This is a genomic window from Promicromonospora sp. NPDC090134 (assembly GCF_044746965.1).
Classification (GTDB): Bacteria; Actinomycetota; Actinomycetes; order Actinomycetales; family Cellulomonadaceae; genus Promicromonospora.
On sequence record NZ_JBIVCZ010000021.1, the window covers coordinates 1 to 25,693 of the forward strand.

General features: G+C 75.0%; 26 protein-coding genes and 1 riboswitch. Of the genes, 14 read left to right on the forward strand and 12 right to left on the reverse strand.

Features of this window, described 5'->3' with window-relative positions; translation table 11 throughout:
- Window positions 1-156 precede the first annotated feature (156 nt).
- From ACIPN7_RS29670 to ACIPN7_RS29680, 3 genes are all read left to right on the forward strand, one after another.
- A complete protein-coding gene (locus tag ACIPN7_RS29670) occupies window positions 157-897 on the forward strand; it encodes an HNH endonuclease (protein WP_400550842.1) in 741 nt (246 codons plus the stop codon).
- Window positions 898-1,045: 148 nt separating this feature from the next.
- Entirely contained in the window at window positions 1,046-1,918 is an 873-nt protein-coding gene (locus ACIPN7_RS29675) for an alpha/beta fold hydrolase (RefSeq protein ID WP_400550795.1), read from the forward strand.
- Entirely contained in the window at window positions 1,915-2,796 is an 882-nt protein-coding gene (locus tag ACIPN7_RS29680; protein WP_400550797.1) for an alpha/beta fold hydrolase, read from the forward strand. The genes ACIPN7_RS29675 and ACIPN7_RS29680 overlap by 4 nt, the downstream gene beginning before the upstream one ends.
- A gap of 1 nt (window position 2,797) precedes the next feature.
- Here ACIPN7_RS29680 and ACIPN7_RS29685 read toward each other — a convergent pair whose 3' ends face one another.
- Window positions 2,798-3,763, reverse strand: a complete 966-nt coding sequence (locus ACIPN7_RS29685; RefSeq protein WP_400550844.1) for a zinc-dependent alcohol dehydrogenase family protein — start codon at window positions 3,761-3,763, stop codon at window positions 2,798-2,800.
- A gap of 163 nt (window positions 3,764-3,926) precedes the next feature.
- Here ACIPN7_RS29685 and ACIPN7_RS29690 point away from each other — a divergent pair, with 163 nt between their 5' ends.
- Together ACIPN7_RS29690 and ACIPN7_RS29695 are read left to right on the forward strand one after the other, a co-directional pair.
- A complete protein-coding gene (locus ACIPN7_RS29690) occupies window positions 3,927-4,346 on the forward strand; it encodes a CBS domain-containing protein (RefSeq protein ID WP_400550799.1) in 420 nt (139 codons plus the stop codon).
- Window positions 4,347-4,394: 48 nt separating this feature from the next.
- Window positions 4,395-5,000 carry a TetR/AcrR family transcriptional regulator gene (locus tag ACIPN7_RS29695; RefSeq protein ID WP_400550801.1) on the forward strand — a complete coding sequence of 202 codons (606 nt, stop codon included), beginning with the start codon at window positions 4,395-4,397 and terminating at the stop codon, window positions 4,998-5,000.
- Here the strand turns inward: ACIPN7_RS29695 and ACIPN7_RS29700 are convergent.
- The 4 genes from ACIPN7_RS29700 to ACIPN7_RS29715 form a co-directional block, all read right to left on the reverse strand.
- Window positions 4,975-6,087, reverse strand: a complete 1,113-nt coding sequence (locus ACIPN7_RS29700; RefSeq protein ID WP_400550803.1) for an MFS transporter — start codon at window positions 6,085-6,087, stop codon at window positions 4,975-4,977. The two genes, ACIPN7_RS29695 and ACIPN7_RS29700, sit on opposite strands and share 26 nt — an antisense overlap.
- Window positions 6,084-6,920 carry an alpha/beta hydrolase family protein gene (locus tag ACIPN7_RS29705; protein WP_400550804.1) on the reverse strand — a complete coding sequence of 279 codons (837 nt, stop codon included), beginning with the start codon at window positions 6,918-6,920 and terminating at the stop codon, window positions 6,084-6,086. Before ACIPN7_RS29705 ends, ACIPN7_RS29700 begins: the two co-directional genes overlap by 4 nt.
- 90 nt (window positions 6,921-7,010) lie before the next feature.
- Window positions 7,011-8,213, reverse strand: coding sequence for an ROK family protein (locus ACIPN7_RS29710; RefSeq protein WP_400550806.1), 1,203 nt, complete (start codon window positions 8,211-8,213; stop codon window positions 7,011-7,013).
- Between the two features lie 13 nt (window positions 8,214-8,226).
- The gene (locus tag ACIPN7_RS29715; RefSeq protein WP_400550808.1) at window positions 8,227-9,429 is read right to left on the reverse strand and encodes an MFS transporter; all 1,203 of its coding nucleotides are present in this window, start codon (window positions 9,427-9,429) and stop codon (window positions 8,227-8,229) included.
- A gap of 58 nt (window positions 9,430-9,487) precedes the next feature.
- On the opposite strand from ACIPN7_RS29715, the gene ACIPN7_RS29720 reads away from it, so the two are divergent.
- The 3 genes from ACIPN7_RS29720 to ACIPN7_RS29730 are packed head-to-tail and all read left to right on the forward strand — an operon-like array spanning window position 9,488 to window position 11,781.
- Complete coding sequence (locus ACIPN7_RS29720; RefSeq protein ID WP_400550810.1) at window positions 9,488-10,081, forward strand: sugar O-acetyltransferase; 594 nt, start codon at window positions 9,488-9,490, stop codon at window positions 10,079-10,081.
- 2 nt (window positions 10,082-10,083) lie between these two features.
- On the forward strand, window positions 10,084-10,629 hold the full coding sequence (locus tag ACIPN7_RS29725; protein WP_400550812.1) for a TetR/AcrR family transcriptional regulator: 546 nt from the start codon (window positions 10,084-10,086) through the stop codon (window positions 10,627-10,629).
- A gap of 36 nt (window positions 10,630-10,665) precedes the next feature.
- Entirely contained in the window at window positions 10,666-11,781 is a 1,116-nt protein-coding gene (locus tag ACIPN7_RS29730; RefSeq protein WP_400550814.1) for an NAD(P)-binding domain-containing protein, read from the forward strand.
- Here the strand turns inward: ACIPN7_RS29730 and ACIPN7_RS29735 are convergent.
- Together ACIPN7_RS29735 and ACIPN7_RS29740 are read right to left on the reverse strand one after the other, a co-directional pair.
- Window positions 11,726-13,078, reverse strand: coding sequence for a hypothetical protein (locus tag ACIPN7_RS29735; protein WP_400550816.1), 1,353 nt, complete (start codon window positions 13,076-13,078; stop codon window positions 11,726-11,728). The two genes, ACIPN7_RS29730 and ACIPN7_RS29735, sit on opposite strands and share 56 nt — an antisense overlap.
- Before the next feature lie 3 nt (window positions 13,079-13,081).
- Complete coding sequence (locus tag ACIPN7_RS29740; RefSeq protein ID WP_400550818.1) at window positions 13,082-13,459, reverse strand: SHOCT domain-containing protein; 378 nt, start codon at window positions 13,457-13,459, stop codon at window positions 13,082-13,084.
- 257 nt (window positions 13,460-13,716) lie between these two features.
- Here ACIPN7_RS29740 and ACIPN7_RS29745 point away from each other — a divergent pair, with 257 nt between their 5' ends.
- Together ACIPN7_RS29745 and ACIPN7_RS29750 are read left to right on the forward strand one after the other, a co-directional pair.
- Complete coding sequence (locus tag ACIPN7_RS29745) at window positions 13,717-14,043, forward strand: hypothetical protein (protein ID WP_400550820.1); 327 nt, start codon at window positions 13,717-13,719, stop codon at window positions 14,041-14,043.
- A gap of 17 nt (window positions 14,044-14,060) precedes the next feature.
- A riboswitch (guanidine-III (ykkC-III) riboswitch) is annotated at window positions 14,061-14,124 on the forward strand.
- A gap of 11 nt (window positions 14,125-14,135) precedes the next feature.
- Window positions 14,136-14,450 carry a DMT family transporter gene (locus ACIPN7_RS29750; RefSeq protein ID WP_400550822.1) on the forward strand — a complete coding sequence of 105 codons (315 nt, stop codon included), beginning with the start codon at window positions 14,136-14,138 and terminating at the stop codon, window positions 14,448-14,450.
- A 48-nt stretch (window positions 14,451-14,498) separates the two neighbouring features.
- On the opposite strand, the gene ACIPN7_RS29755 is transcribed toward ACIPN7_RS29750, so the two are convergent.
- Window positions 14,499-16,091 (reverse strand): tannase/feruloyl esterase family alpha/beta hydrolase, encoded by a 1,593-nt coding sequence (locus tag ACIPN7_RS29755; RefSeq protein ID WP_400550824.1) that lies wholly within the window; start codon window positions 16,089-16,091, stop codon window positions 14,499-14,501.
- 88 nt (window positions 16,092-16,179) lie between these two features.
- Between ACIPN7_RS29755 and ACIPN7_RS29760 the strand changes: the two genes are divergently transcribed.
- The 4 genes from ACIPN7_RS29760 (at window position 16,180) to ACIPN7_RS29775 (ending at window position 22,103) form a co-directional block, all read left to right on the forward strand.
- Window positions 16,180-17,202, forward strand: a complete 1,023-nt coding sequence (locus ACIPN7_RS29760) for an alpha/beta fold hydrolase (protein WP_400550826.1) — start codon at window positions 16,180-16,182, stop codon at window positions 17,200-17,202.
- 55 nt (window positions 17,203-17,257) lie between these two features.
- Window positions 17,258-19,960: an AAA family ATPase gene (locus ACIPN7_RS29765; RefSeq protein WP_400550828.1), complete on the forward strand. Its 2,703-nt coding sequence runs from the start codon at window positions 17,258-17,260 to the stop codon at window positions 19,958-19,960.
- Between the two features lie 57 nt (window positions 19,961-20,017).
- Window positions 20,018-20,914 carry an alpha/beta fold hydrolase gene (locus ACIPN7_RS29770; protein WP_400550830.1) on the forward strand — a complete coding sequence of 299 codons (897 nt, stop codon included), beginning with the start codon at window positions 20,018-20,020 and terminating at the stop codon, window positions 20,912-20,914.
- 82 nt (window positions 20,915-20,996) lie between these two features.
- Complete coding sequence (locus tag ACIPN7_RS29775; protein WP_400550832.1) at window positions 20,997-22,103, forward strand: hypothetical protein; 1,107 nt, start codon at window positions 20,997-20,999, stop codon at window positions 22,101-22,103.
- 9 nt (window positions 22,104-22,112) lie between these two features.
- Here ACIPN7_RS29775 and ACIPN7_RS29780 read toward each other — a convergent pair whose 3' ends face one another.
- The 4 genes from ACIPN7_RS29780 to ACIPN7_RS29795 form a co-directional block, all read right to left on the reverse strand.
- Window positions 22,113-22,973: a GntR family transcriptional regulator gene (locus tag ACIPN7_RS29780; protein WP_400550834.1), complete on the reverse strand. Its 861-nt coding sequence runs from the start codon at window positions 22,971-22,973 to the stop codon at window positions 22,113-22,115.
- A 2-nt stretch (window positions 22,974-22,975) separates the two neighbouring features.
- Window positions 22,976-24,019 (reverse strand): 4-hydroxythreonine-4-phosphate dehydrogenase PdxA, encoded by a 1,044-nt coding sequence (gene pdxA, locus ACIPN7_RS29785; RefSeq protein WP_400550836.1) that lies wholly within the window; start codon window positions 24,017-24,019, stop codon window positions 22,976-22,978.
- Window positions 24,016-25,257, reverse strand: coding sequence for a four-carbon acid sugar kinase family protein (locus ACIPN7_RS29790; protein ID WP_400550838.1), 1,242 nt, complete (start codon window positions 25,255-25,257; stop codon window positions 24,016-24,018). The genes pdxA and ACIPN7_RS29790 overlap by 4 nt, the downstream gene beginning before the upstream one ends.
- A partial coding sequence (locus tag ACIPN7_RS29795; RefSeq protein ID WP_400550840.1) for a 2-keto-3-deoxygluconate permease occupies window positions 25,254-25,693 on the reverse strand: 440 nt, incomplete at its 5' end. The genes ACIPN7_RS29790 and ACIPN7_RS29795, both read right to left, overlap by 4 nt.

Here is a 25,693-nt window from a genome sequence, read left to right on the forward strand (position 1 = left end):
GATGTCCCGGTCACGATCAACCTGCTCGTCTCCGACCAGACCCTCCTGACCGGTGGGAACGAACCCGCTGTGGTCCTTGAAGGGACTTCCGCGGGGGTGGGCGCGGTCCCGGCACCGGTGGCCCGGCACCTGGCGGCGCATGCGATCGAGACCGACATGGCGTGGCTGCGCAGCATCTATGTCAGCCCGCACGGCAGGTTGTTGGCCACGACGTCGACATCAAGGTTCCACCCCCACGGCCTGGCCGCGCTCCTGCGTGCCCGCGAGCAGGGCATCTGCGCGAGCTCGTGGTGTGACGCTCCGGTCCGGCACCTGGATCACGTCACCCCATTCGTGGAGGGCGGACCAACCAGCCTGGACAACGGTCAGGGCCTGTGCGCCCGCTGCAACCACGCCAAGCAATCACCGGGTTGGCGGCAGAAGACCACCCAGGTCGACGGCCGGGACGCGGTCGAGACGGTGACACCAACGGGACACACCTACGTCTTCGTCGCGCCCGCACCTCCGGTACCCGTCAGGGCCGGCCGCCCCGCACCGCACCACGGCACTGCACCGACTGGTGGCGCGGTACCCGTTCGTGACAAGGCCGCGGTTCGTGACGCTCCAGTGCATCCTGAAGCAGCGGTGACCGGCCCCGCCGGACCCGTCCGGGACCAGGCTTCGGCGCCCGAGCCTCTCGCCGCCCCGGCTTGGACTCCGGCCGTCGGCATGAGCGGTCCCAGCGCCGGACGCACCCCGCGCAGCCGCTACCAGATCGGGTGCCACACCAACCCCCGCAACGGCCCGATCGCCTACCGGTCGGGGCGGCGACCAGGATCGGGACCACGACCGCGGCCACAACCACGCGCACCACGCCGGGTCGACACTGCTGACCTGTCCTGGGCGCACCGCCCCTGACTGTGCTCGCGGGGCATCCACGGACGGGGTTCGACGATGCTCGGATCCAGGACGCCCTGACCGAAACCCCCGGCGGACGGAAGCCCCGTATGGCACGGTAGAAGACCATTCCCGCAAAGCGCCGCCCCAGGGCAGCAGGGAGGACCAGATGAGCGCGCCGACCCGGCACCGCCGTCTCGACGTGAACGGGATCGACGTCTTCTACCGGGAGGCAGGGCCGGCCGATGCGCCGGTGCTGCTCCTGCCGCACGGTTACCCGGCGTCGTCGTTCGTGTACCGGAACCTGATGCCCGCCCTGAGCGATCGCTGGCGCACGCTTGCCCCGGACCTCCCCGGCTTCGGTTACAGCGGGACCCCGTCGGCCGAGGACTTCGAGTACACCTTCGACGCCCACTCGGCCTTCCTGGCCGACTTCGTCGACGCCCTGGGCCTGGACCGGTACGCGGTCTGGCTGCACGACTACGGCTCCCAGCTCGGGTTCCGGCTCGCGATGTCGGCCCCGGACCGGGTGTCCGGTCTGGTCATCCAGAACGGGGACATCTACGAGGACGAGTTCGGGCCCAAGTACGACGCCCTCCGCAGGCTGTGGGCGCAGCCCGGCCCCGACGCCCGCCGCGCCTACGCGAAGCACGTCAGCCTCGACGGGTTCCGCGACGAGTTCGCCGGCGAGCTGCCCGGCGACGTCGTCGACCGTGTCCCGCCCGACCTCTGGACCCTGCACTGGGCGCTGATGTCCACACAGGAACGCCGGGCCAACCTGGTCCGGCTGCTGGAGGACCAGCCCTCGACCCTGGCCTGGTTCCCCCGCGAACGCGAGTACCTGCGGAAACACCGGCCGCCCACCCTGATCGTGTGGGGCCCGCACGACGGCTACATGCCCGAGGGCGCGGCCACGGCCTACCGCCGCGACCACCCGGACGCCGAGCTGCACCTCCTCGGCGGCGGCCACTGGCTGCTCGAGACCGACCTCGACGAGGTGGTCCCGCTCGTCCGCGACTTCCTCGCCCGGCTCGGCCCATGACCCGTTACGCCCGCAACGGCGACATCGAGATCGCCTACGAGTCGTTCGGCGACCTCGCCACGGGCGAGCCGCTGCTGCTGATCATGGGCCTGGACTTCCAGATGGTCTGGTGGGCGGACACCCTCTGCCGGCAGTTCGTCGACGCGGGCTTCGCCGTCGTGCGCTTCGACAACCGCGACACCGGGCTCTCCACCCATCTCGAGTCGCCCACGGACGACCACCCGTTCCGGGCACTCCTCGGCGGCACCCGGCCCGTCTACACGGGCGCGGACATGCTCGACGACATCGAGGCGGTGCTCGACGCCGTCGGCTGGGACGCGGCCCACATCCTGGGCGCCTCGATGGGTGCCGGCCTGGCCCAGGCGCTGACCCTCGACCGTCCCGCGCGGGTGCGCTCCCTGGTCAGCGTGACGGGGCCGCCCGTCACCGCCGGGCCGCTCCGCACGCTGACCTACCTGCACCTGGGCACCTTCCCCCGGCTGGCCCGCCTGGGCCGGGCGACCCAGGACGACCCCGCCGAGCTCCTGGTCGCCGTCTATCGCGCGATGTACGCGCAGGGCTACCCGTTCCCGGAGCAGTGGGCCCGCGAGACCGCGGACCTCAGCCACCGGAGGAGCCCCCGCGACCCGCGCTCCGCGCAGCGGCAGACCGCCACGGCCCAGACCTTCCGGCTGCCGCCCCTGTCGACGGTCCGGGTCCCGACCCTGGTGATCGCCGGCGAGGACGACCCGCTCGTCCGGGTCGCCGCCGGCCGGGACATCGCCCGGCAGATCCCGGGAGCGGTCCTGCGCGCCTATCCCGGGATGGGGCACGTGCTGCCGGAGGAGCTCTGGCCCGAGATCGTGGGGCAGGCACGCGACCTGGCGTTCCGCGCCTGAGTCAGGGCACCAGCACGATCCGCCCGAACACCGTCCCGGCGTCCATCCGGCGGTGGGCCTCGGCCGCCTGGTCCAGGGGCAGCACCTCGTGCACGACGGCATGCAGCTCGCCGCGTCCCGCGGCGGCGAACTGCTCCGCGCGGACGACGCCGAGGTCCGCCGCGGGGACCGTGTCGAGGCTGAACGTCCCGAACGAGCGGGACTGCTGGAACGCCCTCAGGAGGCGCGCGCCGAAGTCCGCGGGCGGCATCCCCGCGATCGCGCCGACCACGACCATGCGCCCGTTCGGCGCGAGCCGGTCGATGAAGTCGGGGGTGCCGGGCCCGCCCACGATGTCGACGATCACGTCGTAGGCCGCCGGGGCGTCCGGGTCGCCCTCCCCGGCGCGGTCGAGCACGTGCGTCGCCCCGAGGGCGCGCAGGCGCTCGCCGCGCTCGGCCGACGACGTCGTCACCGCGACGGTGTTCGCGCCGCCCCGGGCCGCCAGCTCCACGGCCGCGATGCCGATGCTTCCGGCCGCACCGCGCACGAGCACGGACTCCCCGGGCGCGAGGTGCGCGTGCGCCAGTGCGAAGTGGGCCACAGGTGCCGAGCTCCCGAGGGTGACCGCGTCGACCGACGACAGCTCGGCGGGCAGCGCGACGACGTCGTCCACCCGGGCGACCGCCTGCTCGACGTAACCGCCGCTCGTGCCGGTGAACGCCCAGACCCGGCGCCCCACCCACACCGCGTCCACGCCGGCGCCGACCGCCGTCACCCGGCCGGCGACCTCGCTGCCGGGGACCAGCCCCGGGCGGAAACCCCACTCGCCGAGCGTCCCGCGCCGGATGACCGCGTCGACCCCGCCCACGCCGATCGCCTCGGTCTCGATCACGACCTGCCCTGGCCCCGGGGTCGGTGCGGGGCCCTCGCCCACCACCATGCCGCTCGGGTCGCCGAACCGTTCGATCGTCACTGCTCGCATCATTCTGGTCACGCCGGCGACGCTAACGGACGCCTGCGTCCACTTCGGGAAAGTGAGAGCGGGGGCCGAACGTTTGCCTCACATGACGTGCGAGTGAGCGCACCGCGGCGCACTGTGGACAGAGGGCGGTCACCCCCCACCGGCCGCACCCAGGAAGGAGCGCGCCATGGTCCAGCAGACCGTCGCCGATGTAATGACACCGGCGCCGACCACCATCGGGATGTCCGAGACGTTCCAGGCCGCCGCGCGAGCGATGGCCGACCACGAGGTCGGCGCCCTGGTGGTCCGGGCCGGGCCCACCGTCATCGGGATCGTCACCGACCGCGACCTGGTGGTTCGCGGGCTCGCCGAGGGCCTCGGCCTCGAGGCGATGGTCGGCGAGGTGGCCAGCGAGGAGCTCGTCACGGTCGGCCCCGACGTCCCCGTGGAGGCGGCCGTCGAGATGATGCGCAGCGCCGCCGTCCGGCGCATCCCGGTGGTCGACGGCGACATCGCCGTCGGGATCCTCTCGATCGGGGATCTCGCCGTCGAGCGGGACCCGACGTCGGCCCTGGCCGACATCTCCGGCGCCGAACCGAACGACTGAGCACCCCTCGCCCGCGGCGGTTGCGAGAACGACCGGTACCATCATCGGATGCCAGTTCCGAAGGGTGCGACGCTCGACCCAGCCCGGACGCGGGCGCAGATCATCGAGCGAGCTGGTCCGCTTCTCTATGCCCGCGGCATCGACGGGATCGGCGTCGCGGAGTGCTGCTCCGTCCTCGGGATCTCCAAGATGACGCTCTACCGACACTTCGGCTCGAAGGAGGGTCTGGTCGAGGCGGTGCTCGCCGAACGCAGCGCGCGTGTCCACCGCTGGCTGCGGTCGGCGGCGGAAGGTGCCGGGCCTGCCCCTGCCGACCGCCTGCACGCTGTGTTCGCGGCGCTCGGTTCCTGGTACCAGGAGGAGGCGTTCCGCGGCTGCGCCGTCGTCAACGCCGCCACCCAGAGCCGCGGTGAGCACACCCTGGCGATCGCGGCCGCCCACCTCGGCCGGTACGTCGACCTGTTCCGCGAGATCGCCGCCGACGCCGGGGCGCCCGACCCCGATGCCCTCGCGCGGCGGCTCCTGCAGGTGCTCGAGGGGGCGACGGTCGTCGCCGCCATGGATCCGGTCCGGGCCCGGCAGGCTGGTCAGGACGCAGGTGCGACGGCGCGGCTGGTGTTCGACCAGCTCACGCGGGACGTCGTCGGTCCGTAGCCAGGGCGACGGCCCCGAGCAGGCTCGCGGCCGCCGCCACCTGGAACGCCGCGCCGAACCCGGACCACTGGACGACGAGTGCGCCCGCCATGGCCGCGGCCAGGAACCCGAGGTCCCAGAACGACGTCATGATGCCGACGGCCGCGCCCGGTGATTTGCCGTCCCGCGCGGCGAGCGTGCGGGACGCTGCGCTCGGGTAGGCGAGCGCGACGCACGCTCCCGCGGCGACGACCGTCAGCGCCCGGAACGGTGTCGGGTCCGCCGGCAGGGCCGCCAGGGCGAGCGCCTCCACGACCGCAAGGACAACCCCGGTCCGCACCGGCCCGAACCGGTCGACGAGAGGGCTGCCCAGCACGCGGACCGCGAGGAATCCGGCGGAGAACAGCGTGAGGGACAGCCCCGCGAGCCGCTGCTCCCGCGCCAGATAGGTGACCAGCAGGGCCGCGACCGTCCCGTAGGCGTAGCCGGCGAGTCCGAGGTAGGCGGCGGGGGCCCAGGCGGGCCGGACGAGGCGCGGTCGGGTGACCCGACCGCGGGGCCGGGGCGGTGGCCGGGTGGCCAGGACGAGCGCGGCGGAGACAAGGGGTGCGACCAGGACGGCCGACCATGCCGCCGCCGGGCCGCCCGCGATGCGTGCCGCGACCGCGACCGCGGGCCCGGCCGCGAGACCCGACCACATGGCGAGGCCGAACCAGCCGGAGACCCGGCCGCGCCGGCCGGCGGCCACGCCATGCAGCACCCAGGGCAGCGCGCCGGAGAAGAGCGCCGCCTCCCCGACGCCCATGGCGAGCCGGCCGACGACGACGGCGCCGACCGTCGGGCCGAGCATCTGCCCGGCGCCGCCCGCCGCGACGAGCAGGCTCCCGGTCGCGACGACGGCCCGCGCCCGGCCGGTGTCGGCGAGCAGGCCCGCGAACGGGCGGGTGACCGCTGTCGCGAGGAATGCGACGCCGGTCACGGCGGCCGCCGTGGACGGGCCCGCGCCCAGGCGCAGCGCGAGGTCGGTGGGCACCACATCCAGGGTGGCGCCAAGTGCCACGTACCCGAGCGCGACGGCCGTCCACAACCGCGCGACGGGCGTCCTCACCGCAGGTGCCGGTCCAGGAACCCGGTGACCTCCCGCGCGAGGCGGAGCCGGTGGTCGGCGAGCGCGTGGTCCGTGTCGAGCACCAGGTGCTCGAACCGCGGGGCGCCGGTTGCGACGAACGCCCTGGCCAGGGGCGTGTGGTGGGTCCGGGCCGGTGCGACCGTGTCCCGCCCCGTGCCGACGAGGAGGACCGGCACGTGCGCGACGGCGGGCGCCAGCCTCCGCAGGCTCCAGGCGTCCCCGGCGGCCTCCATCTCCTCGATCAGCGCGTCGGCGCTGGTCCCGCGCAGTGGTGCGAGCTGGCCCGCCCAGGCGTCGTGCAGGGCACCGCGGGCGTCGGGCTCGTCCCGGATCTCCTGCAGCGCGACCCCGAAGTCGAAGGCCGCGAACGAGGCCACCGCCCGGACCCGGGGCTCGGCGGCCGCCACCTGGAGCGCGACGAACCCGCCGAAGCTGTGGCCCAGCAGTGCGACGCGCCCCGGGTCGAGCCTGGCGAACGCGGGGTCGTCGCCGGCGAGGATCGTCCCGACGACCGCCTGGGCGTCCTCCAGGCAGCTCGACCACGACCAGGATCCGCCCACGCCCCAGGAACCGCGGTAGTGGAACACCACCACGGCGTAGCCGACCCGGCGCAGCCCCTGGGCGAGGTCCTGGTTGGCGTCGTGCCCGGGGAACCCGTGCAGCAGCACGGCGACCGGGTGCGGTCCGGGACCCGCCGGGAGGTAGAGGACGCCGATCAGCGGGATGCCGCCGCTCTCGATCTCCACGGCGAGGTTGGACGCGCGCACTCCCGCCGTGGCGCTCGGGTCCCTGTCCAGGTCGTCGACTGTCATGGGTCCAGACCGTAGCAGGTGATGAGACCGATCGGTACCATCTGGCGGCGATCAAGACCCCGGCCTCGGCCGCGAGATCTGGCGGGGTTTCTAGGACCGCCCGTAGCCCGTCACGAAGTGCTCGACGGCGCACGCCGCCGCGCCCCGCGCCCAGTCCACGAACCGCAGCGGCCGCAGCTCGATGGCCGAGCGCGCGGCGGAGCCGAAGGCCCGCTGCTCGAACGCGCTGCGCACGTGCGGGTCCATCACGTCGTAGTCCTGCTCGCCGACCGGCCCGTCGACGGCGGCCGGCCCGGACCGGCTGCCGATCGCCTCGCCCGTGATCACGATGTGCTGGGCGCCCAGCAGGTTGGCGATGGTGGCGATGCCGATCCCGACGGCGCGGCCCGCGTCGGAGAGCACCCGCACGGCGTCGGGCTGGCCCGCGCGGGCGAGGTCCGCCACGTCGCCGATGCCGAGCCCGTCGAACCCGGCCTCCGCCATGCGCCCCAGGATCCCGGCCGACCCCGCGATGGCCTCGACGCACCCCCGGTTGCCGCAGTGGCACAGGGGCCCCTCGGGGTCGACCAGCACGTGGCCCACCTCGCCGGCCACGCCGAAGCCGCCGTGCACCACCTGCCCGTTGACCAGCAGCGCGCACCCGATGCCGGTGCCGACCGTGACGAGCGCCAGCGACGAGATCCCGCGGCCCACCCCGTACCAGCGCTCGCCGGTCAGCAGGGCGCGCACGTCGTTCTCGACCGTCGTCGTGAGCCCGGTGCGCCGGGCGACCTCGTCGCCGAGCGGCACGTCCCGCCAGGCCAGGAACGGCGAGTAGGCCACGTGCCCGGAGACGGCGTCGACGTCGCCCGAGACGGCGAGGCCGACGCTGCCGACCGCGGGCCGCCCGGCCCGCAGGCCGTCCACGAGCTCCACGATCTGCCCCACGATCGCCTCCGGGCCGTGGTCGCGCACCGCCACCGTGACCTCGTCCAGCACGCGGCAGCGCAGGTCGCAGACGACGCCGAAGAGCTGGTCGGCGGTGACCTTCACGCCGATCGACAGGTGGGCCTCCGCCTGCAGGGTCACCATCGTGGCGGGCCGCCCCAGGGCGCCGTCGGTCGACGCCCGGTCGCCGGTCTCCAGCAGGAGCCCCGCCTCCAGCAGCGGGCGCACCGCGCGCGTGATCGCGCCCGGCGTCAGGCCGGTGTCGCGCGCCAGGGCGGTCCGTGAGGCGTCCCCGCTCCTGACCAGCTCCTGGAAGACGCGTGTCCCCGCCGGGCTGAGGACGGGTGCGGCTGATCTCGCGGACATGCCACGACTCTATCTACGTGGCACGGCGCCGCAGCACCCCGGACAGGCCCACGACCAGGACGCCCGCGATCGGCACCACGAGCAGGCCGGTGCGCAGGCCCACCGAGTCGGCGACCAGGCCGACCAGGGGCGGGGAGAGCAGGAACCCGAGCCGCAGCAGCCAGGACACGATGGTCAGGCCGGTGCCGGGGCGCAGCCCGGGCAGCTCGTCGGCCTCGTGCATGGCGGCCGGGATGAGCGTCGCGCTGCCGAAGCCCGCGGCGGCGAACCCGGCGATCGTGCCCGGCACGGTGGGCCAGGCCAGGGCCAGCCCCATGCCGAGAGCGATGATCACGCCGCCCGCGCAGGCGACCGTGCGCTGGCCGAAGCGGTCCACCAGGCGGTCGCCCAGCAGGCGGCCCACGGTCTGGGCCCCGACGAGCGATACGTAGGCGGTGGCGGCCAGTGCGACCGGTGCGCCGAGGTCGGTCGAGAGGTAGAGGGTCGCCCACGAGCTGCCGGCGTCCTCCACCAGGGCGCCGCCGATGCCGATGAGCACGAGCGCGGCGACGATCGCCAGGGTGCGCACGCTCAGCCGCGGCCCGCGGAGACGGGCGGCTGGGGGAGAACCCGCGTCGTCGGCCGCGTCGTCGTCCCGACCCGGCAGGAGGAACCGCAGGGCGACGAGCGCCACGATCGCGAAGACACCCAGCGAGATGCCCAGGTGCACGTCCAGCGGCAGGCCCAGCGCGATGGCGCCCGCGGCCATCGACCCGCCGAGCACGGCGCCGATGGACCACACGGCGTGGAAGCCGTTGATGATGGACCGCCCGTACCGGCGCTGCACGCGCAGGCCATGGGTGTTCTGCCCCACGTCGGTGATCGAGTCGGACGCGCCGCCGAGGAACAGGGCGGCCACGAGCAGGGCGAACGACGGCGAGAGGCCGGCCGCCAGCGTGCCCAGGCCCGTCAGGACGGTGCCGACGACGGCGACGCGCGCCGACCCGAAGCGGCGCACCATGTACCCGGCGCCGAGGCCCGAGACGATCGCGCCGGTCGGGAACGCGGCGATGGCCAGGCCGTACGCCGCGTTGTCGAGGTCGAGCGCGGTCTTGATCTCCGGCAGCCGGGGCACCAGGTTGGCGTACAGGGCGCCGTTGGTCAGGAACAGCGCGCCGACGGCGGCGCGGGCGCGCCGGACGGCGAGCGGCGGACGGGTGTCCTGGGGGAGCGGCATGCGCACGAGCGTACCCGCGTTACGTACGGTCGTACACATCGCCCGCTACGCTGTGCCCATGGCTCACGACTACTTCGCCGGCGACCCCCGCACCCACCACGAGCGCATGCTCGCCGGCGACCTCTACGTCGGCGGGCAGGACCCGGAGAGCGTCCGGCTCGCCCAGCGCGGCCTCGCCCTCGCCGACGCCTACCACCGCGCGGTGGTGGCCGACGACGACGGGGCCCGCGCGATCCTGGACGACCTGCTCGGCACCCTGGGCGAGGACGCGTTCATCAAGCCGCCGCTGTTCGTCGACTACGGCGGGAACATCCACGTCGGCCCGCGCACCTTCGCCAACTACAACCTCACGGCCCTCGACGTCGCGACCATCACCATCGGCGCCGACTGCCAGATCGGGCCTAACGTGCAGCTCCTCACGCCGACCCACCCCGTGGAGCCCACCCCGCGCCGGGACAAGCTGGAGGCCGCGCTGCCCATCACGATCGGTGACAACGTGTGGCTCGGCGGCGGCGTGATCGTCTGCCCGGGCGTGACCATCGGCGACAACACGGTGGTCGGGGCCGGCGCGGTGGTCACGCGCGACCTGCCGGCGAACGTGGTCGCCGTCGGCAACCCCGCCCGCGTGGTCCGCGAGATCGCCGAGGGCTGACCGTGACCGGGCGCCGGCACGACCCCGACCGCAGGAGCCGGATCATCGACGTCTGCCTCGACCTGATCGCCGAGGTGGGGGTCGCCGGCGTCTCGCACCGCAAGGTGGCGGCCGCCGCCGACGTGCCGCTCGGGTCGATGACCTACCACTTCGCCGGGATGGACGAGCTGCTGCGCGAGGCGTTCGGCCGGTTCGCGCGCGCCGGCAGCGACGGTTTCGAGCGGCGGATGAGCGCGGCGACCGACCTGGAGAGCGCCCGGGCGGCCGTCGTCGCGATCATCACGGAGGACGTGTTCGGCACCCAGCGCGACCTGGTGCTGACCCACGAGCTGTACACGCTCGCGTCCCGGGAGCCCGCCTACCGCGAGCTGACCAACGCGTGGATGGCGCGGTCCCGGGCGGCGCTGGAGCGCCACTTCGACCCGGTCACGGCGCGGATGCTGGACGCCCTCATCGAGGGGCTGACCATCCATCGCGCCCTGGACACCGAGGCGCCACCGCCCGAGACGGTCACCGAGGCCGTGCGGCGCATCACAACCCCTGCCTAGGCGGAACAACCGTCGCGGTCGGCTGTTGTCCCTGGTGTGAGCGACATCCTGAGGCGGGCGACCGTCGTGGTGATCGGGGCAGGGCAGGCCGGGCTCTCCGCGGCGTACCACCTGCAGCGCCGCGGCTTCGTGAGCGCCGTGGACCAGCCGGAGGCGGAGCGCACCTTCGTGGTGCTCGACGCGAACCCCGCGCCCGGCGGGGCCTGGCAGCACCGCTGGGAGTCGCTGCGGATGGCCACGGTCAACGGGATCTTCGACCTGCCGGGGCTGGCCCAGCCCGCCGTCGACCAGGAGGAGGCCAGCCGCGTGGCCGTCCCGCGCTACTTCGCGGGTTTCGAGCGCACGTTCGGCTTCCCGATCCTGCGCCCGGTCCACGTCGTCGCCGTCCGCCGCGCCGACGACGACCCGGACGGCGACCTCGTCGTGACCAGCGACCGCGGCTCCTGGACCACCACCGCCGTCATCAACGCCACCGGCACCTGGACCAACCCCGTGCTGCCGCACTACCCCGGGCAGGACACGTTCCGCGGGCGGCAGCTCCACACCCGTGACTACGTGCGGGCCCAGGACCTCGCGGGGCAGCGCGTGGCCGTCGTGGGCGGCGGCATCTCGGCCCTCCAGCTCCTGGAGGAGATCTCGCGCGTGGCGACCACCCGCTGGTACACGCGGCGTGAGCCGGTCTTCCACGACGAGTTCCGCAGCGAGACGCTCGGGCGCGAGACCATCGCCAAGGTCATGGCCGACGTCGAGGCGGGCCGGCCCACCGGCAGCGTCGTCTCCTACACCGGTCTGATCTGGACGCCGTACGCCCTGGCCGCGAAGGAGCGCGGCGCCCTGGAGCGGCGGCCGATGTTCACCGCGATCGAGCCGGACGGCGTCCGCGAGGCGGACGGGGGCCTGACGCCGCTCGACACGATCCTCTGGGCCACCGGGTTCAAGGCCGACCTCGCCCACCTCGGCCCGCTGGGGCTGCGCAACGAGCTGGGCGGCATCGCCATGGCCGGCACGCAGGTCGCGGCCGAGCCGCGGGTGCACCTCATCGGGTTCGGGCCGTCGCAGTCGACGGTCGGCGCCAACCGCGCCGGCCGCGAGGCGGTCACGGCGGTGGTTCGGCGGCTCCCGGCCGGGCAACCAGCTCGATCAGCAGGATGAGCACCACGGCCCCGGCTGCGACACCGACGATCAGCGCCGGCGTGGGGCTGCCGGCGAGCAGGATCACCAGGGCGGCGAGCGCGATGACGGCGGCGCGGGCGACACCGCGGTAGCGCGCGAGCCACACGCCGGTGGCGCCGGTGGACACGCCCCGGCCCTCGGCCCACCTGCGGGTACGGCTCATCCCCTTGCTGATCCCGGACCGCAGGCCGCGTGCCGACGCGCTCGACCCGCCCAGGTAGGCGGCCAGCGCGACGACCAGGCCGAGCACCCCCACGGTGCGCAACGTGACGCGCAGGAACGAGACGAGCTGGTCGAACACGGCCTGCGCGGCGTCGAGCCGCATCACTTTCCCGCTGAGCGCGTCGAGGTACAGCCCGCGCCCGACCGCGAGCCCGATCCCCAGGACCACCATCGCGGCGGCGAGTGCGAGGCCCGCGACGACCAGGGCGCGCAGGTGGTGCGTCGCGGCGGCGACGCCGGCGCCCAGCAGGACCAGGACGATCCACGGGAGCCAGGTGCCGAGGGCGACGACCTGGGCGTACCGGTTCCGGATCTCGGTGAGCTGGCTGGACTCCATGATGGTGAACGAGGCGTTGATGGTGGGCAGGTTGCCCGCCAGGGTGAGGCCGCGGTCGACGAGCCGCTGCTTGAGCACGTCGATCAGCCCGCTGAGCTGGATGGTGAGCTGCCCGTTCTGGCCCACCTGGACGACGTCGCCCTCGTTGCCCTGCATGACGTCCACGAGCTGTTCGTGCGCCACCCGGTTGGCCTGGTCCCAGGCGTTCTCGAACTGGTCGCTCTCGACCACCCGGTCCGAGGCGTTGCGGACGAACGACTCCACCCCGCTGGTCAGCGGACCCTCCAGCGCGGTGATCGCCTGCGCGGCCCGGGGAGCGATGTCGCGTTCCTTGAGTCCGTCCTGCACGTCCTTGAGCAGCGCCCCGACGTCGATCCGCTGCATGACGGCGCTGGTCATCCGGCCCGCGACCGCCTGCTGCACGACCGGGTCCTGGGCCAGGGGTGCCACCGTCGCGACGTAGCGGTCGGTGTCGGTGAGGGTGCGCTCCGCCCAGGCGGCGACCACGCCGACGGGGGCCAGCAGCGCGCCCAGGAGGATCAGCACGACGGCGGTCGCGCTCCGGGCCCGGTGGTGTTCCGGGGCCGGAGCGGACGGCGCCGGCTCGGCGGCCGCCACGTCCAGCCGCCGCCGGAGCTCGGCGTTCTCGCGCTCCAGGGCGGCCAGACGGGCGGTCACGTCGGGCGGGTCGGCGCCTTCTGCCGCGGACTCGTTCACGGGTCAGACCAATGCCTTGGCCTTCAGCCGCTCGAACTCCGCCGGCGTGATCGTGCCGGCGTCGAGGAGGGCCTTGGCGCTCGTGATCTGGTCGGACGGCGAGGGCCCGGACGCGACGTCGCGGATGTAGCTCTCGGTCGCCTGTTGGGCCTGCGCCATCCCGGCGGCGTGCCGTTCGGCCATCCCGCGGCCGCGGGCGATGAGGTACACGAGCGCGGTGAGGACCGGGAGGAAGATCAGGAAGATGATCCACAGGGCCTTCCACCAGCCCGAGAGCTCGCGGTCACGGAAGAGGTCCGCGACGATCTGGAACAGCACCATGAGGTATGCCACGAAGAAGAAGCTGTAGACCATCAGCCAGAAGAAATCCCAGAAATCCATGACTGCCCCGTTCTCGACGGCCATCCGATGGAATCGGAGCGCATCGGTGGTATGCCCGATCCGCACTTCAAAGTAACCGCGAGGGGTGGGTTCCGCCCGCGCTGAGCGGGAGGTTTTGGCCGCGAGGGAACGAAAGTCGGGGTCTGCCGGAGAAATCACCTGATTCGGGTGAACTTTTCGCCCGCTGAAACCGTCGTAGGGGTGACCGCCCGTGTGCGGTCGCGTTCATGACTCCGACCTTCTCGAAGGAGAACACCATGATCCGTGCCTCGAAGCGTCTCGCCGCCGCAGCCCTCGCTCTGGGCGGGCTGCTGGCCGTCGCCGTCCCGACGTCGGCCTCCGCCGCCGACGGGGACCTCACGTTCTGGTCCGGCGCCTTCACCGGGCAGACCGTGACCTACCCGGACGCCGGCACCGGCTGCACGACCCTGCCGTACGTCGTCCACGCCGAGCTCAACGAGACCGCCACGGGCATCCGGGTCTACGAGAGCACCGACTGCACCGGCCGGGCGCTCACCTTCCCGGCCACCGACGTGCACAGCTTCATCGGGTTCGACGGGCGCAGCTTCGAGCCGGCCGGCTGAGGCGTGCGAGAATCGGGTCAGAACCCGCAGAGGTTCCCGGACGAGGGTTGCCGTACCCGGTGTGCGACAAGACGGCATCTGAGGAGCACACCATGTCCTGGATCGTTCTTGTCGTCTCCGGCCTTCTCGAGGCCGTCTGGGCCACCGCGCTGAGCCGTTCGGAGGGCTTCAGCAATGTCGTCCCGAGCATCGTCTTCGGCGTCGCCCTCGTGGCCAGCATGGGCGGGCTCGCGTTCGCCCTGCGGGAGCTGCCCGTGGGTACCGCCTACGCCGTCTGGGTGGGCATCGGCGCCGCGACCACCGTCGTCTGGGCCATGGTCACCGGCGCCGAGCCGGTCTCCGTGGTCCGCGTGCTGCTGATCGCGGGCCTGATCGGGTGCGTGATCGGGCTCAAGCTGACCCACTGAGCACGTGAGCGGCGGCCCCTTCCGGGGCCGCCGCTCGTCAACAACGGATCAGGACGCCGCGACGCAGCGGTAGTCGGCGCCGTCGGCCGGGTCGCCCTGGTAGCGGGTCACCAGCGGATAGCGGCAGACCTCACGGGTGACGGTCCGGCCGTCACGCTCGGTGACGACGGCGGGCAGCGTCGCGGGGGCCTTCCCCTTCTCGACCCAGTCCACCAGGGTCACCAGCGGGTCCGTGCCGATGCCGCAGTGGTTCACGCCCGGCGGCAGGAACAGCCGGTAGAAGGAGTCGACCTGGGCGTTGCCGCCCAGGGCCCGGTTGACGCGCTCGCGGTAGTCGACGGTGCCCTGGGTGGGGACGAGCTGGTCGGCCTGGCCGTGCCAGCTCAGCAGCTTGCCGCCGGAGCGGGCGAACGCGGACAGGTCCGGGTCATCGCTGCCGATCACGGAGTGGAAGTCGTGCTGCGACTTCGCGAAGAGCTGTTCGAACTGCCGGTAGGTCAGGTGGGCGGTGTCGAGCTGCGGGTCCTGCGCGACGAAGTACTTGACCCACTGGTCGGCCACCACGAACGGCTTGCCGGGCGTGGCGAGCCAGTTGAACGCGGCGCCCTTGTTCGGGCCGTACCAGAGCGGCCGTCCGGACCGGCTGACCGGACCCTGCCAGATCTTGCGGACGGCGTCCGCGAGGTCCGAGCTGATGGTGTAGGTCGCACCGTCGCAGTCCACCTGGGTGCCGACCAGCTCCCGCGGGTCCCACGTGCAGTCCTGCGGGTCGTCGATGATGCCGTCCCGCACGCCGTCGATCGAGTCGCAGGCGTCGACCGCGGCGGTGTTGAACGCCTCGATCTCGCACGGTGCGGGAGCGACGTCCTCCTCGTTGAACACGACCTGCGGCCACAGCGTGGCCACGGCGAACCGGTCCCAGCTCACCGCGGGCGCGCCCGCCAGGATGCCCTGGAAGTCCTTCGGGTACTCCTGCGCCGCCACGTACCCCTGGCGGCCGCCCGTGGAGCAGCCGTTCCAGTAGGAGTAGGTGGCCTTGCTCCCGTAGAACTCCTTGGTCACGGACTTGCCGACCACCGCGAGGTCGTGGACCGACCGGGACGCGAAGTTCTCCAGGAGAGGCCCGTTCACGCGCCCGTCCGACGTCAGCGCCCAGCCGCTGACGTCGGCCGCGGACTGGCCGATCCCCGCGTCGGTGGCCGCCGCGGCGTATCCGTTCTTCACGGCCGCCACCAGGGTGGCGCCCAGGTCGCCGGCCAGGTACGCGCTCCCGCCGGTGGCCTGGAAGCGGCCCGACCAGTCGGCCCGGTCCTGCGGCAGCGACACCTTGACGGTCTCGTGGTCGCCGGCCCGGCCGTGCGTGAGGGTCACCGTGATGTCGCACCGCGCGGGCACGTCGGGGATGGGGGCGGGCGTCTGGAGGGGCGGCTGCGCCTCGGGGAAGGTGACGGTCCCGGCGGGGAAGGCCTGCGCGGTCACGGACTCGACCTGGGCGCCGCGCGGCGCGGAGACGGGCACGGGGGCGCACGACGACGTGGGGTGGGCGTCCTCGGCAGGGCCGCTCGCCGGTGCCGCGAGCGGGAGGAGCCCCGCCGCCGACACCGACAGCGCCGCCGTGACCAGCATGACTAGCTTGTTCATGGTGCACAGCCTGGCCCGGCGACACCCGGGCCCGCCCCAGGGAGACACCCTGGTGCGCCCCCGGGGCCGCGGCGCGAGGGTTAGGGCCATGGACAGAAGGACATTCGTACGGACCGCCGGCCTCCTCGCGACCTCCGCCGCGGTGGGCGGTGCCGCCCTGCCCGAGGCGGCCGCCGAGCCCGCCGCCGCCCCCGTCCGGCCCACGCCGTCGTTCCCCGTGATCAAGCAGGTCCGCGCCGGCGAGCTCGACGTCGGGTACGCCGAGCTCGGGCCTGCCCGGGGCCGGCCGGTGGTGCTGTTGCACGGCTGGCCGTACGACATCCACGCCTACGCCGAGGTGGCGCCCCTGCTCGCGGCGCGCGGCTACCGGGTGATCGTGCCGTACCTGCGGGGCCACGGCAGCACCACGTTCCTGTCGCCGGACACGTTCCGCAACGCCCAGCAGGTGGTGGTCGCGCGCGACGTCGTCGCGCTGCTGGACGCCCTCCACATCCGGCGCGCGGTGCTGGCGGGCTACGACTGGGGCTCCCGCACCGCGGACATCGTCGCGGCCCTGTGGCCCGAGCGGGTCCGGGCGCTCGTGTCGGTGTCGGGCTACCTGATCACCAACCGCGCGGCCAACCAGACGCCCATCGAACCCGCGCGGGAGTGGGCGTGGTGGTACCAGTACTACTTCGCCACCGAGCGCGGTCGGCTCGGGCTCCAGGACGAGCACTACCGCAAGGAGCTGGCCCGCGTGGTGTGGAAGTTCAGCTCGCCCACGTGGGACTTCGACGACGCGACCTTCGACCGGACCGCCGCCGCGTTCACCAACCCGGACTACGCCGCGATCGTGCTGCACAACTACCGGTGGCGCCTCGGCCTGGCCGACGGCGACCCGCGGTTCGACGAGGTCGAGGCCCGGCTGGCGGCAGGGCCGGCCATAGGCGTGCCCACCGTGACGATCGACGCCGAGCTCGACCCCTTCACCGCGCCCGGCAACGGCACGGGCTACCGGGACAAGTTCGTGGGGCCGTACGACCACCGGACGTTCCGCGGCGTCGGCCACGACGTGCCCCAGGAGGCGCCGGCCGAGTTCGCCCGCGCCGTGGTGGACGCGGACCGGCTCTGACCCGCCGCCCCCGGGTGAGCGCCCCGCCCGGTGTAACCTCCGCGGGGAGGTGCGTGTGCGGAGCGAGACGGTGCTGCGCGGTCGGCGGCGTGAGACGGACGCGCTCGACGAGCTGCTGCGTGAGGTCCGGGCCGGGCACAGCCGGGTGCTGGTGCTGCGGGGCGAGGCGGGGATCGGCAAGACGGCGCTGCTGGACCACCTGTCGGCGCGGGCGGGGAGCGCCCGGGTGGTCCGCACGGTCGGCGTGGAGCCGGAGTCCGAGGTCGCCTACTCGGCCCTGCAGCAGCTCTGCGCGCCGCTCCTGGAGCACCTCGACCGGCTGCCCGAACCGCAGCGCGACACCCTCGCCACGGCCTTCGGCCTGAGCGCCGGCCGGCCGCCCGAGGCGCTGCTGGTCGGCCTCGCGGTGCTCGGGCTGTTCGCCGAGGCCGCGGCCGAGCGGCCGCTCGTCTGCGTGGTGGACGACGTCCAGTGGGTCGACCGGATGTCGGAGGTGATCCTGACCTTCGTGGCCCGCCGCCTCCAGGCCGAGTCGGTCGCCCTGGTCCTCGCCCTGCGCAGCCCCGGCGACGAGCAGATGCTCCCGGGCCTGCCCGAGCTGCGGGTCGGCGGCCTCCCGGACGCCGACGCCGGGGCGCTGCTCGACACGGCGCTGCCGGGTCACGTCGACGACCACGTCCGGGCGCGGATCCTCGCCGAGACGCGCGGCAACCCGCTCGCGCTCCTGGAGCTGCCCCGCGGCCTGACGCCGGCCGAGCTCGCTTTCGGGTTCGGCGCCCCGAGCCCGACGCCCGTCGCGGACCAGGTCGAGGACGGCTTCCAGCGGCGCGTCGCCGAGCTCCCGCCGGACACCCGGACGCTCCTGCTCACCGCCGCCGTCGAACCCGTGGGCGACGTGCCGCTGCTGTGGCGCGCCCTCGACCGGCTCGGGGTCGCGCCGGACGCCGCCGCGGCGGCCGAGGCCGCGGGGCTGGTCCGGTTCGGCGCCCGCGTGCGGTTCCACCACCCGCTGGTGCGCTCCGCCTGCTGGCGCTCGGCCACGCCTGCCGAGCTCCGCGCGGCGCACCGTGCCCTCGCCGAGGTGACCGACCCGGCGCAGGACCCCGACCGCCGCGCCTGGCACCGGGCGCACGCCGCGCTCGGGCCGGACGACGAGGTGGCCGGAGAGCTGGAGCGCACCGCCGACCGGGCGCTCGCGCGCGGCGGGCGATCCGCCGCGGCGGCGTTCCTCGAGCGCGCCGCCGAGCTGACCCAGGACCCGAAGCTCCGGGCCGGGCGCGTCCTGGCCGCCGCGCGCGCCCGGTTCGCCGCCGGCGCCCTCGACGGGATACCCGGCCTGCTGTCGGCCGCGGAGCTGGGTCCGCTCGACCCGCTGCAGCGGGCCGGGGCGGAGCGGCTGCGGGCCCAGGTCGCGTTCGCGCGCGACCACGGCAGGGGCGCCGTCGGACCCCTGCTGGAGGCCGCGCGGCGACTGGACCAGCTCGACCCGGCGGCGGCCCGGGAGGCGTACCTCTGGGCGCTCGGTGCCGCCGTGCACGCGGGCCGGCTCGGCGACGGCGCCCTGCGGCGCGCGGCCGAGGCGGCGCGCGCCGTGCCGGCCGGGCCGGACGCGACCGGTCTGTTCCTCACCGGGCTCGCCGTGCGGTACACCGCCGGCTACGGACCCGCCGTGCCGCACCTGCGCGACGCGCTCGCGGCGCCGGCCGACGACGACGCGGCGCTCCTGTGGCTGTCCGCGCCGGTGGCGCACGAGCTGTGGGACGACGCGGCCTGGTTCCGGCTCACCGAGCAGGCGCTCGCCGCCGCCCGGACGACCGGCGCCCGCACGGTGCTGCCCACGGCCCTGACCTTCCGCGCCGGCGCCCTGGTGGCGGAGGGCCGGTTCGCCGAGTCGTCCGACCTGCTGCGCGAGGCCGAGTCCTTCGCGAACCTGCCCCCGCACCCGTCCGCCGCGCTCACGCTCGCCGCGCACCGGGGCGTCGAGGAGCCCGCGACACGCCTGATCGACGCGACCGTCCGCGAGGCCGAGGCACGCGGCGAGGGCCGCTGGCTCGGCCTGGCGGGCTACGCCGAGGCCGTGCTGCACAACGGGCTCGGCCGGTACCCGGCCGCCCTGGCGGCCGCGCGCCGCGCCGTCGCGTACGACGACCTCGCCCTGACCGGCTGGAGCCTCGGCGAGCTGGTCGAGGCCGCGGCGCGCGCCGGGGAGGCGGGGGCGGCCGCCGAGGCGCGCGAGCGCCTCACCGAGCGCACCGCCGCCGCGGGGACGCCCTGGGCGCTGGGCGCGCAGGCGCTCGCGGACGCGCTGGCGGGTCCGGCGGCCGCCGCGGAGGACCGGTACCGGGAGGCGGCCGACCTGCTGGGCGGTACGCGGCTCACGGTGCTGACGGCCCGGGCCCGCCTGCTGTACGGCGAGTGGTTGCGCCGCGAGAACCGGCGTGCGGCGGCGCGGGAGCACCTGCGCGCGGCGCACGAGGTGTTCGCCGCGGCGGGCGCGGAGGGCTTCGCGGGGCGGGCGAGCCGGGAGCTGGCGGCGACGGGCGAGACGGTCCGCAGCCGCAGCGCCGGGCCGGCGGACGGGCTGACGGCGCAGGAGGCGCAGATCGCGCGCCTGGCGGTGGCGGGCCGGACCAACCCGGAGATCGGCGCGGAGCTGTTCCTCAGCCCGCGCACCGTGGAGTGGCACCTGCGCAAGGTCTTCGGCAAGCTCGGGATCGGTTCGCGGCGCGAGCTGGCGGCGGCGCTGCGGGAGCGCTGAGCCGGCGCCGCCCGTTCCCCCGCGCCGAGCGCAGGCCGCTGAGCGAGAATCGTTGGGGTGATCGACCATGACACCTGGTCGCCGACCCGCTTCGCGCGCAACGGCGACGTCCAGCTCGCGTACGACCGGTTCGGGCGGGGTGAGGGCACGCCCCTGCTGCTCCTGATGGGCCTGGCCATGTCGCGGTTCTGGTGGCCCGACGGCCTCTGCCGGGCGCTCGCGGCCCAGGGGTTCGACGTGGTCCGCTTCGACCAGCGGGACACCGGGGAGTCGACCCGGTTCGGCGTGAGCGAGCGGCGCGTCTCGTGGGCGGCCCTGTTCGGCGGGGGCAGCGTGCCGTACGCGGCCGAGGACGTCGTGGACGACGCGGCGGCCGTGCTCGACGCCGTCGGCTGGCGGCGCGCCGTGGTCGTGGGGCACTCCCAGGGCGGCGTCGTGGCGCAGCGGTTCGCGCTGCGCCACCCGGAGCGGACGCTCGGGCTCGTCTCGTGCGACGCCCCGCCGAGCGACGCGTCCGGCCTCGGCGCCCTGCGGCACCTGCGGTACGGGCTGATCACGCGGAACGCCGTCGCGCTGCATCCCCGAAGCCGGGAGGGCGACATCGCGTCCGCGCTCGCCGTCGCCCGGGCCATGGCGTCGCCCGCGTACCCCGTCGACGAGGAAGCGGCCCGCGCACGGATCGAGCGCGGGCTCGACTGCGGCCCACGCGACATGCGGGCCATGGGCCGGCAGCTCCGCGCGGTGTGGCACGGGCCCCGGCTGCGCGAGATGCGCACCCCGACGCTCGTCGTGCACGGCGCGGCCGACCCCCTGGTGCGGACGGCGGCGGCCCGCGCCACGGCGCGGGCGATCCCGGGCGCCAAGCTCATGGTGCTCGACGACGTGGGGCACGACCTGCCGCCCGTCGTCTGGCCCACGCTGGCGCGCCAGGTCCGGGGCCTCGTGCCGGCCTGAGCCGGCCCGCAGGGCGCAAAAGCCTCGGCCGCCCGGAGCGGCCCGGGCTACCGTGCGAGGGCGCCGACCAGGGGAGACAGGCATGACGATCACACCGGACGAGCTGCTGAACGGCTGGCGCGGGCGCCGGTTCCTGCTCGAGTACGCGCGCCGCTCCGAGGAGCTCGCGGCCGACCCCGACCGGCCGGAGGCGCCGTTCTCGGGCGCCGCGATGTGGGCCGGCTACGAGCTCGACCCGGGCCGCGGCCACTCGGTGGTGCTGGTCAGTGTCGGAACTGGAACCTGTGCCGCCGAGCCGGTGGAGGCCACACCCGGGTCCGTGGCGACCCTGCTCGACGGCGTCTCCCTCGCGGAGGTCGACCAGGAGACCGCGCTGCGCACGCTCGCCCACGCGGTGACGGTCGCCCGCTACTGGCAGGAGCCCGACGGCGAGGACGCGCTCGCCGCCCTGCCCGTGGTGCGCGCCGCCCTGGAGCGCGTCGCCGCGCACGTCGTGGGCTCCGCGGCCGCCGTCGGCTGGTGGAGCGCGCCGGTCGACCGCACGGACCAGCACGCGGTCACCTGGGACCCGGACCGGACGCCCGGCTCCGTCAGTGCGACCGAGCGGCTCGAACGGTGGCGCGTCGACGTCCTCAAGGAGGAGCGGGACGCCCGGACGCAGCGGCCCGCCGACCCCACGGCGTCCTTGAGCGGCACCTGGTGGTCCGGCCCGCCGTGGGACCTGACGCACACCCTGCGCGGCCTCGGCGGCCACGGCCCGGCGGGGCTCTGGCTGGTGGAGGACGACATGGGGTGGGAGCGGGCCGTGACCCACCGGGTCGACGTCCCCGCCGGCGCGCGGGTGTACGAGGTGGACGGCGCCGGGGCGTGGGCCGCGCTCTGCCGCGAGTACCCGCTGGAGGTGACCGCGCAGAAGCGGCACGACTGGTACCGCACCACCGGCCGGGACGGGCCCTGGGTGCTGCCCGACTGGGCGGCGGTCGCCGTCGACCACGACGCCGTGCACCTCACCGCCGCCGCCTACCTCGCGGCGGCGGGTACCGCGATCCCCGTCGGCGACGACACGGCGAGCGTCATCGCCGGGTGGAACCCCGACGAGACCTGCTGGTTCGTCGACACGGTCCGGCCGGAGCCGGAGGGCAGGGCCTGGGTCCTGGACGACGAGGACTGGGTGCCCGCGGTCGGGTAGGGGCGCGGCTCAGCGGTCCTCGGCGCGCTCCAGCTCCCGGGCCAGGTCGAGCATCTCGCGGCCGAGCGCGTCCAGCCGCTCGCGGAGGTTCGTGGTGCCGACCGGCCCGGTGGAGGCGGGGGTGCCTGTCCCGGCCAGGTTCGTGGCGTCGGGCTCGCGGATCACGTTGATGTCGAAGACCACCCGGTCCGCGCGGTGCCACGTGCGGAACACCTCGACGGGCCGCGCGGCCTCGTCGGTGCTGGTGCCCTCGAGCAGCAGCACCGGCGCCCCGGCGGCGACCTGGAGCAGCTCCGCCGTCTCGCCGTCGGCGCTCACGGCCCGCACCTGCCGCTTGCCGGCCACGACGTGCGTGCCGAACCGGCGCTGGATCGTGGCGTGCAGCGACGTGTCGGTCAGCTCCTCGGCGCTCAGGTCGCCGAGCTCCTCGGGCAGCCAGGTCTCGATGAGGGCGAGCGGCTCGCCCCCGGCGCCGCGCAGCCGCCGCAGGCGCAGCACCCGGTCGGAGGCGAGGGCGCCGGTCGCCTCCGAGGCCGGCTCCAGCCCGAGCTCCAGGATGCGCGTGGTGACGTGCACGCCCTCGCCCTCGACCTGGGTCGACAGGCCCGGGACACGCTGCACCAGGCGGTGCAGCTCGCCGCGCTCCCGGACGGTCGTGCCCCGGCCCCGGCGGCGCTCCACGAGGCCCTCCTGCTCCAGCGCCGCCAGGGCCTGGCGGACCACGGAGCGGGAGACGCCGTAGCGTTCCTGCAGCTCGGCCTCGGTGGGCACCTGCGCGCCGGGCGCGAGCGTGCGCCCCAGGATCTGCGCGCGCAGCTCGCTGCCGATGCGCCGGTGGAGCGGCTGGCCGTCGGGTGCGGGGCGGGCCACGGTCAGCTCGCCGCGCTCGGCGTGGCCTGCTGCGCCGTCCGCCAGACGTGGTCCCAGCCGGGCGCGAGACCGGCCGCCCGCTCGATCGCGAGCACGAGGCTGGCCTCCCGGGCGATGCCCTGGCCGGCGATGTCGAACGCGGTGCCGTGGTCCACGGAGACGCGCACCACGGGCAGGCCCACGGTGATGTTCACGCCGTCGTCGCCGTACACGGCCTTGAACGGGGCGTGGCCCTGGTCGTGATAGCAGGCGATGACCATGTTCCACTTCCCCTTGACCGCAGCGGGGATGAGGGCGTCGGCCGGGAGCGGGCCGTGGGCGTTGAGGCCGCGGGCACGGGCGGCCTCGACCGCGGGGGCCAGGACGTCGGCGTCCTCGTCGCCGAACAGGCGGTTCTCGCCGGCGTGCGGGTTCAGGCCCGCGAGCCCGATGGCCTCGTCCGGGCGGCCCAGCGCCGCCGTGAACGCGCCGGCCAGGTCGAGCACGTCGCGGGTGCGCTCCGGCGTGATGTCCTCGATGGCCTGGCGCAGCGAGACGTGCGTGGTCAGGTGGAAGAAGTACAGGTCGCCCGCCGACAGCACGAGGCTGAAGTTCTTGACGCCGAACTCGTGGGCCAGCAGCTCCGTGTGCCCGGGCCACCTGTGCCCGCCCGCGTGCATCGCGGCCTTGTTCAGCGGGGGCGTGACGATGCCGTCCACCTGCCCCTCCCGGGCCAGCCGGCAGGCCTCGACCACGAACCGGTAGGCGCCGTCGCCGGCCGCCGCGCTGATCTCGCCGACCGGCACGTCCGCCAGCGACGGGCCGGTCTGGAGCAGCTCGATCGTGCCCGGCGTGTTGGTGGCCTCGGCCGGGGACGCGATCACGCGGACCCGCTCCGGGTCGCCGCCGATCGCGGAGACGGCGCGGCGCAGCGCGCCGGCGTCGCCCACGACCACGGGTACGCACAGGGCGCGCAGGTCGTCGTGGCCGAGCAGGGCCTTGGCCGTGATCTCCGGGCCGATACCTGCGACGTCGCCGAGCGTGACGGCGAGGGTGGGGATGCTCAAGGGTTTACCTCCTGGTGCGAAGAGTACGATCTCAGGCTTTCGAGGACGTCGACGACGGTCCGGCGGGTGCCGAACCCGCCCGCCTTGGTGACGACGACGGTGCCGTGCGCCGGCCCGCCCTCCAGCCGGCCGAGCGGCACGCCCTCGGCAACGGCGCCGGCCACCCGCACGCTGCGGGCCCCGAGCCGGGCGAGCACGGCGCGGGCGCCGTCGCCCCCGATGAGGACGACGGCGTGGGGGCGGGTCCGCTCCGTGACGGCGGCGACCAGGTCGGCCAGCTCGGCTGCCGCGCGGGTGGCCCGCTCCCGTCCGGTGCCGGCGGGCGCCGTGGGCTCGGGGGTACGGACCAGCACGGTCGCGGGGGGCTCGGTCGCGGCGCCCAACGCCCGCGCTGCCGCCTCGTCCGGGCCGGTCCCGGCCTCCGGGGTGACCAGCAGCGTGCCGGGCTCGGCGCGCAGCAGCTCCTCGGCCTGCCCGCGGGAGACCTCGTTCAGGGAGCTCAGCACCACGAGCGTCCGCCTGACGGCGACCCGGGGCCGGCCCGGTGCGGCGCGGTCGCCGCCCCAGCGCGGGGCCAGGGCCGCGGCCAGCCCGGCGGAGCCGACCGGGACGCCGCGGGCGCCGAGCAGCACGACGGCGTCGGCGAGGCGCTCCAGCCCGGCGTCGTCGAGGGCGTCGACCACCACGACGTCCGCGGCCGCGGACGCCTCGGTGAGGCGGTCCGCCAGGGCCGCGGCGTCGCCGTCGGCTGGCACCCGGACGGAGCCCGGCAGGAGCGCGGTCAGGTCGCTCGTGCGGACCGGGGTGACGGGGTCGTGCCCGGCGGCCGTCGCGGCGACGGGTACGCCGCCGACCAGGAGCACGCCCTCGCTGACCGTCCGCCCCAGCGCGGGGTAGCTCGGGCAGACCACGGCGAACGCGCCGGGGACCCGCTCGCGCCAGGCGGTCAGGGCCCCGGTGACCTGGGCCGCGACGCTGCCGCGCATCGTCGAGTCGATCTTGACGTAGAGGCGCCCGGCGTCGGTCAGGGCCCGCACGGCGGCCGCGGTGGCGGCCGCCGCAAGGGCGTCGTCCTGGGCCCGCGCGTCGGTGACGACGGCGACCGCCGCCCGCTCGGCGGAGGGCAGGTCCCGGCCGAGGGCCAGGTGGCTGGTCCAGCCGGCGCGGGCGAACTGCACCACGCAGTCGCCGGCCCCGGTCAGGTCGTCCGCGACGACCCCGACGGTGTGCTCGCTCATGCGGTGCCGCGCCCCTCGCCCGCGGTGGTCCCGGTGGCGACCGGCTCGGCGTCGTCCACGGGCTGCAGGCCGCCCTGCCGCTTGAGCACGAAGCTGGCGAGGAGCGGCGCCAGGATCGCGCTGACCAGGACGGCGGAGGCGACCTGCGCCGTCGCCACCGCGACGTACGGCTCGAACGTGGGGTCCACCCCGGCGATGATCGCGGGCGTGGCCACGGCGTTGCCGGCCGTGGTCGCGGCGGCGATCGCGATGCCGGACTTCATGCCGCGGCGCAGGATGAACCGGTAGCCCGAGTAGGTGAGCGCGGCGGTCAGGAGGACGGCGAAGACGCCGACCAGGATGGGCCTTGACCCCGGTTCGTGGACACGGGGTGGGTTTACGCCGCGGTAGCGAGCGTAGTGGTGGTTGTGTTTTTCTCGTAGTCGACGGGGCTGGT

Coding starts and splice junctions, on each gene's coding strand:
- ACIPN7_RS29675 (WP_400550795.1), top strand. CDS start 1,046: ATGAGCGCGCCGACCCGGCACCGCCGTCTCGACGTGAACGGGATCGAC.
- ACIPN7_RS29705 (WP_400550804.1), bottom strand. CDS start 6,920: ATGACAGTCGACGACCTGGACAGGGACCCGAGCGCCACGGCGGGAGTG.
- ACIPN7_RS29755 (WP_400550824.1), bottom strand. CDS start 16,091: ATGAACAAGCTAGTCATGCTGGTCACGGCGGCGCTGTCGGTGTCGGCG.
- ACIPN7_RS29760 (WP_400550826.1), top strand. CDS start 16,180: ATGGACAGAAGGACATTCGTACGGACCGCCGGCCTCCTCGCGACCTCC.
- ACIPN7_RS29695 (WP_400550801.1), top strand. CDS start 4,395: ATGCCAGTTCCGAAGGGTGCGACGCTCGACCCAGCCCGGACGCGGGCG.
- ACIPN7_RS29680 (WP_400550797.1), top strand. CDS start 1,915: ATGACCCGTTACGCCCGCAACGGCGACATCGAGATCGCCTACGAGTCG.
- ACIPN7_RS29790 (WP_400550838.1), bottom strand. CDS start 25,257: ATGAGCGAGCACACCGTCGGGGTCGTCGCGGACGACCTGACCGGGGCC.
- ACIPN7_RS29740 (WP_400550818.1), bottom strand. CDS start 13,459: ATGGATTTCTGGGATTTCTTCTGGCTGATGGTCTACAGCTTCTTCTTC.
- ACIPN7_RS29670 (WP_400550842.1), top strand. CDS start 157: ATGGCGTGGCTGCGCAGCATCTATGTCAGCCCGCACGGCAGGTTGTTG.
- ACIPN7_RS29715 (WP_400550808.1), bottom strand. CDS start 9,429: ATGCCGCTCCCCCAGGACACCCGTCCGCCGCTCGCCGTCCGGCGCGCC.
- ACIPN7_RS29750 (WP_400550822.1), top strand. CDS start 14,136: ATGTCCTGGATCGTTCTTGTCGTCTCCGGCCTTCTCGAGGCCGTCTGG.
- ACIPN7_RS29710 (WP_400550806.1), bottom strand. CDS start 8,213: ATGTCCGCGAGATCAGCCGCACCCGTCCTCAGCCCGGCGGGGACACGC.
- ACIPN7_RS29745 (WP_400550820.1), top strand. CDS start 13,717: ATGATCCGTGCCTCGAAGCGTCTCGCCGCCGCAGCCCTCGCTCTGGGC.
- ACIPN7_RS29685 (WP_400550844.1), bottom strand. CDS start 3,763: ATGATGCGAGCAGTGACGATCGAACGGTTCGGCGACCCGAGCGGCATG.
- ACIPN7_RS29775 (WP_400550832.1), top strand. CDS start 20,997: ATGACGATCACACCGGACGAGCTGCTGAACGGCTGGCGCGGGCGCCGG.
- ACIPN7_RS29690 (WP_400550799.1), top strand. CDS start 3,927: ATGGTCCAGCAGACCGTCGCCGATGTAATGACACCGGCGCCGACCACC.
- ACIPN7_RS29720 (WP_400550810.1), top strand. CDS start 9,488: ATGGCTCACGACTACTTCGCCGGCGACCCCCGCACCCACCACGAGCGC.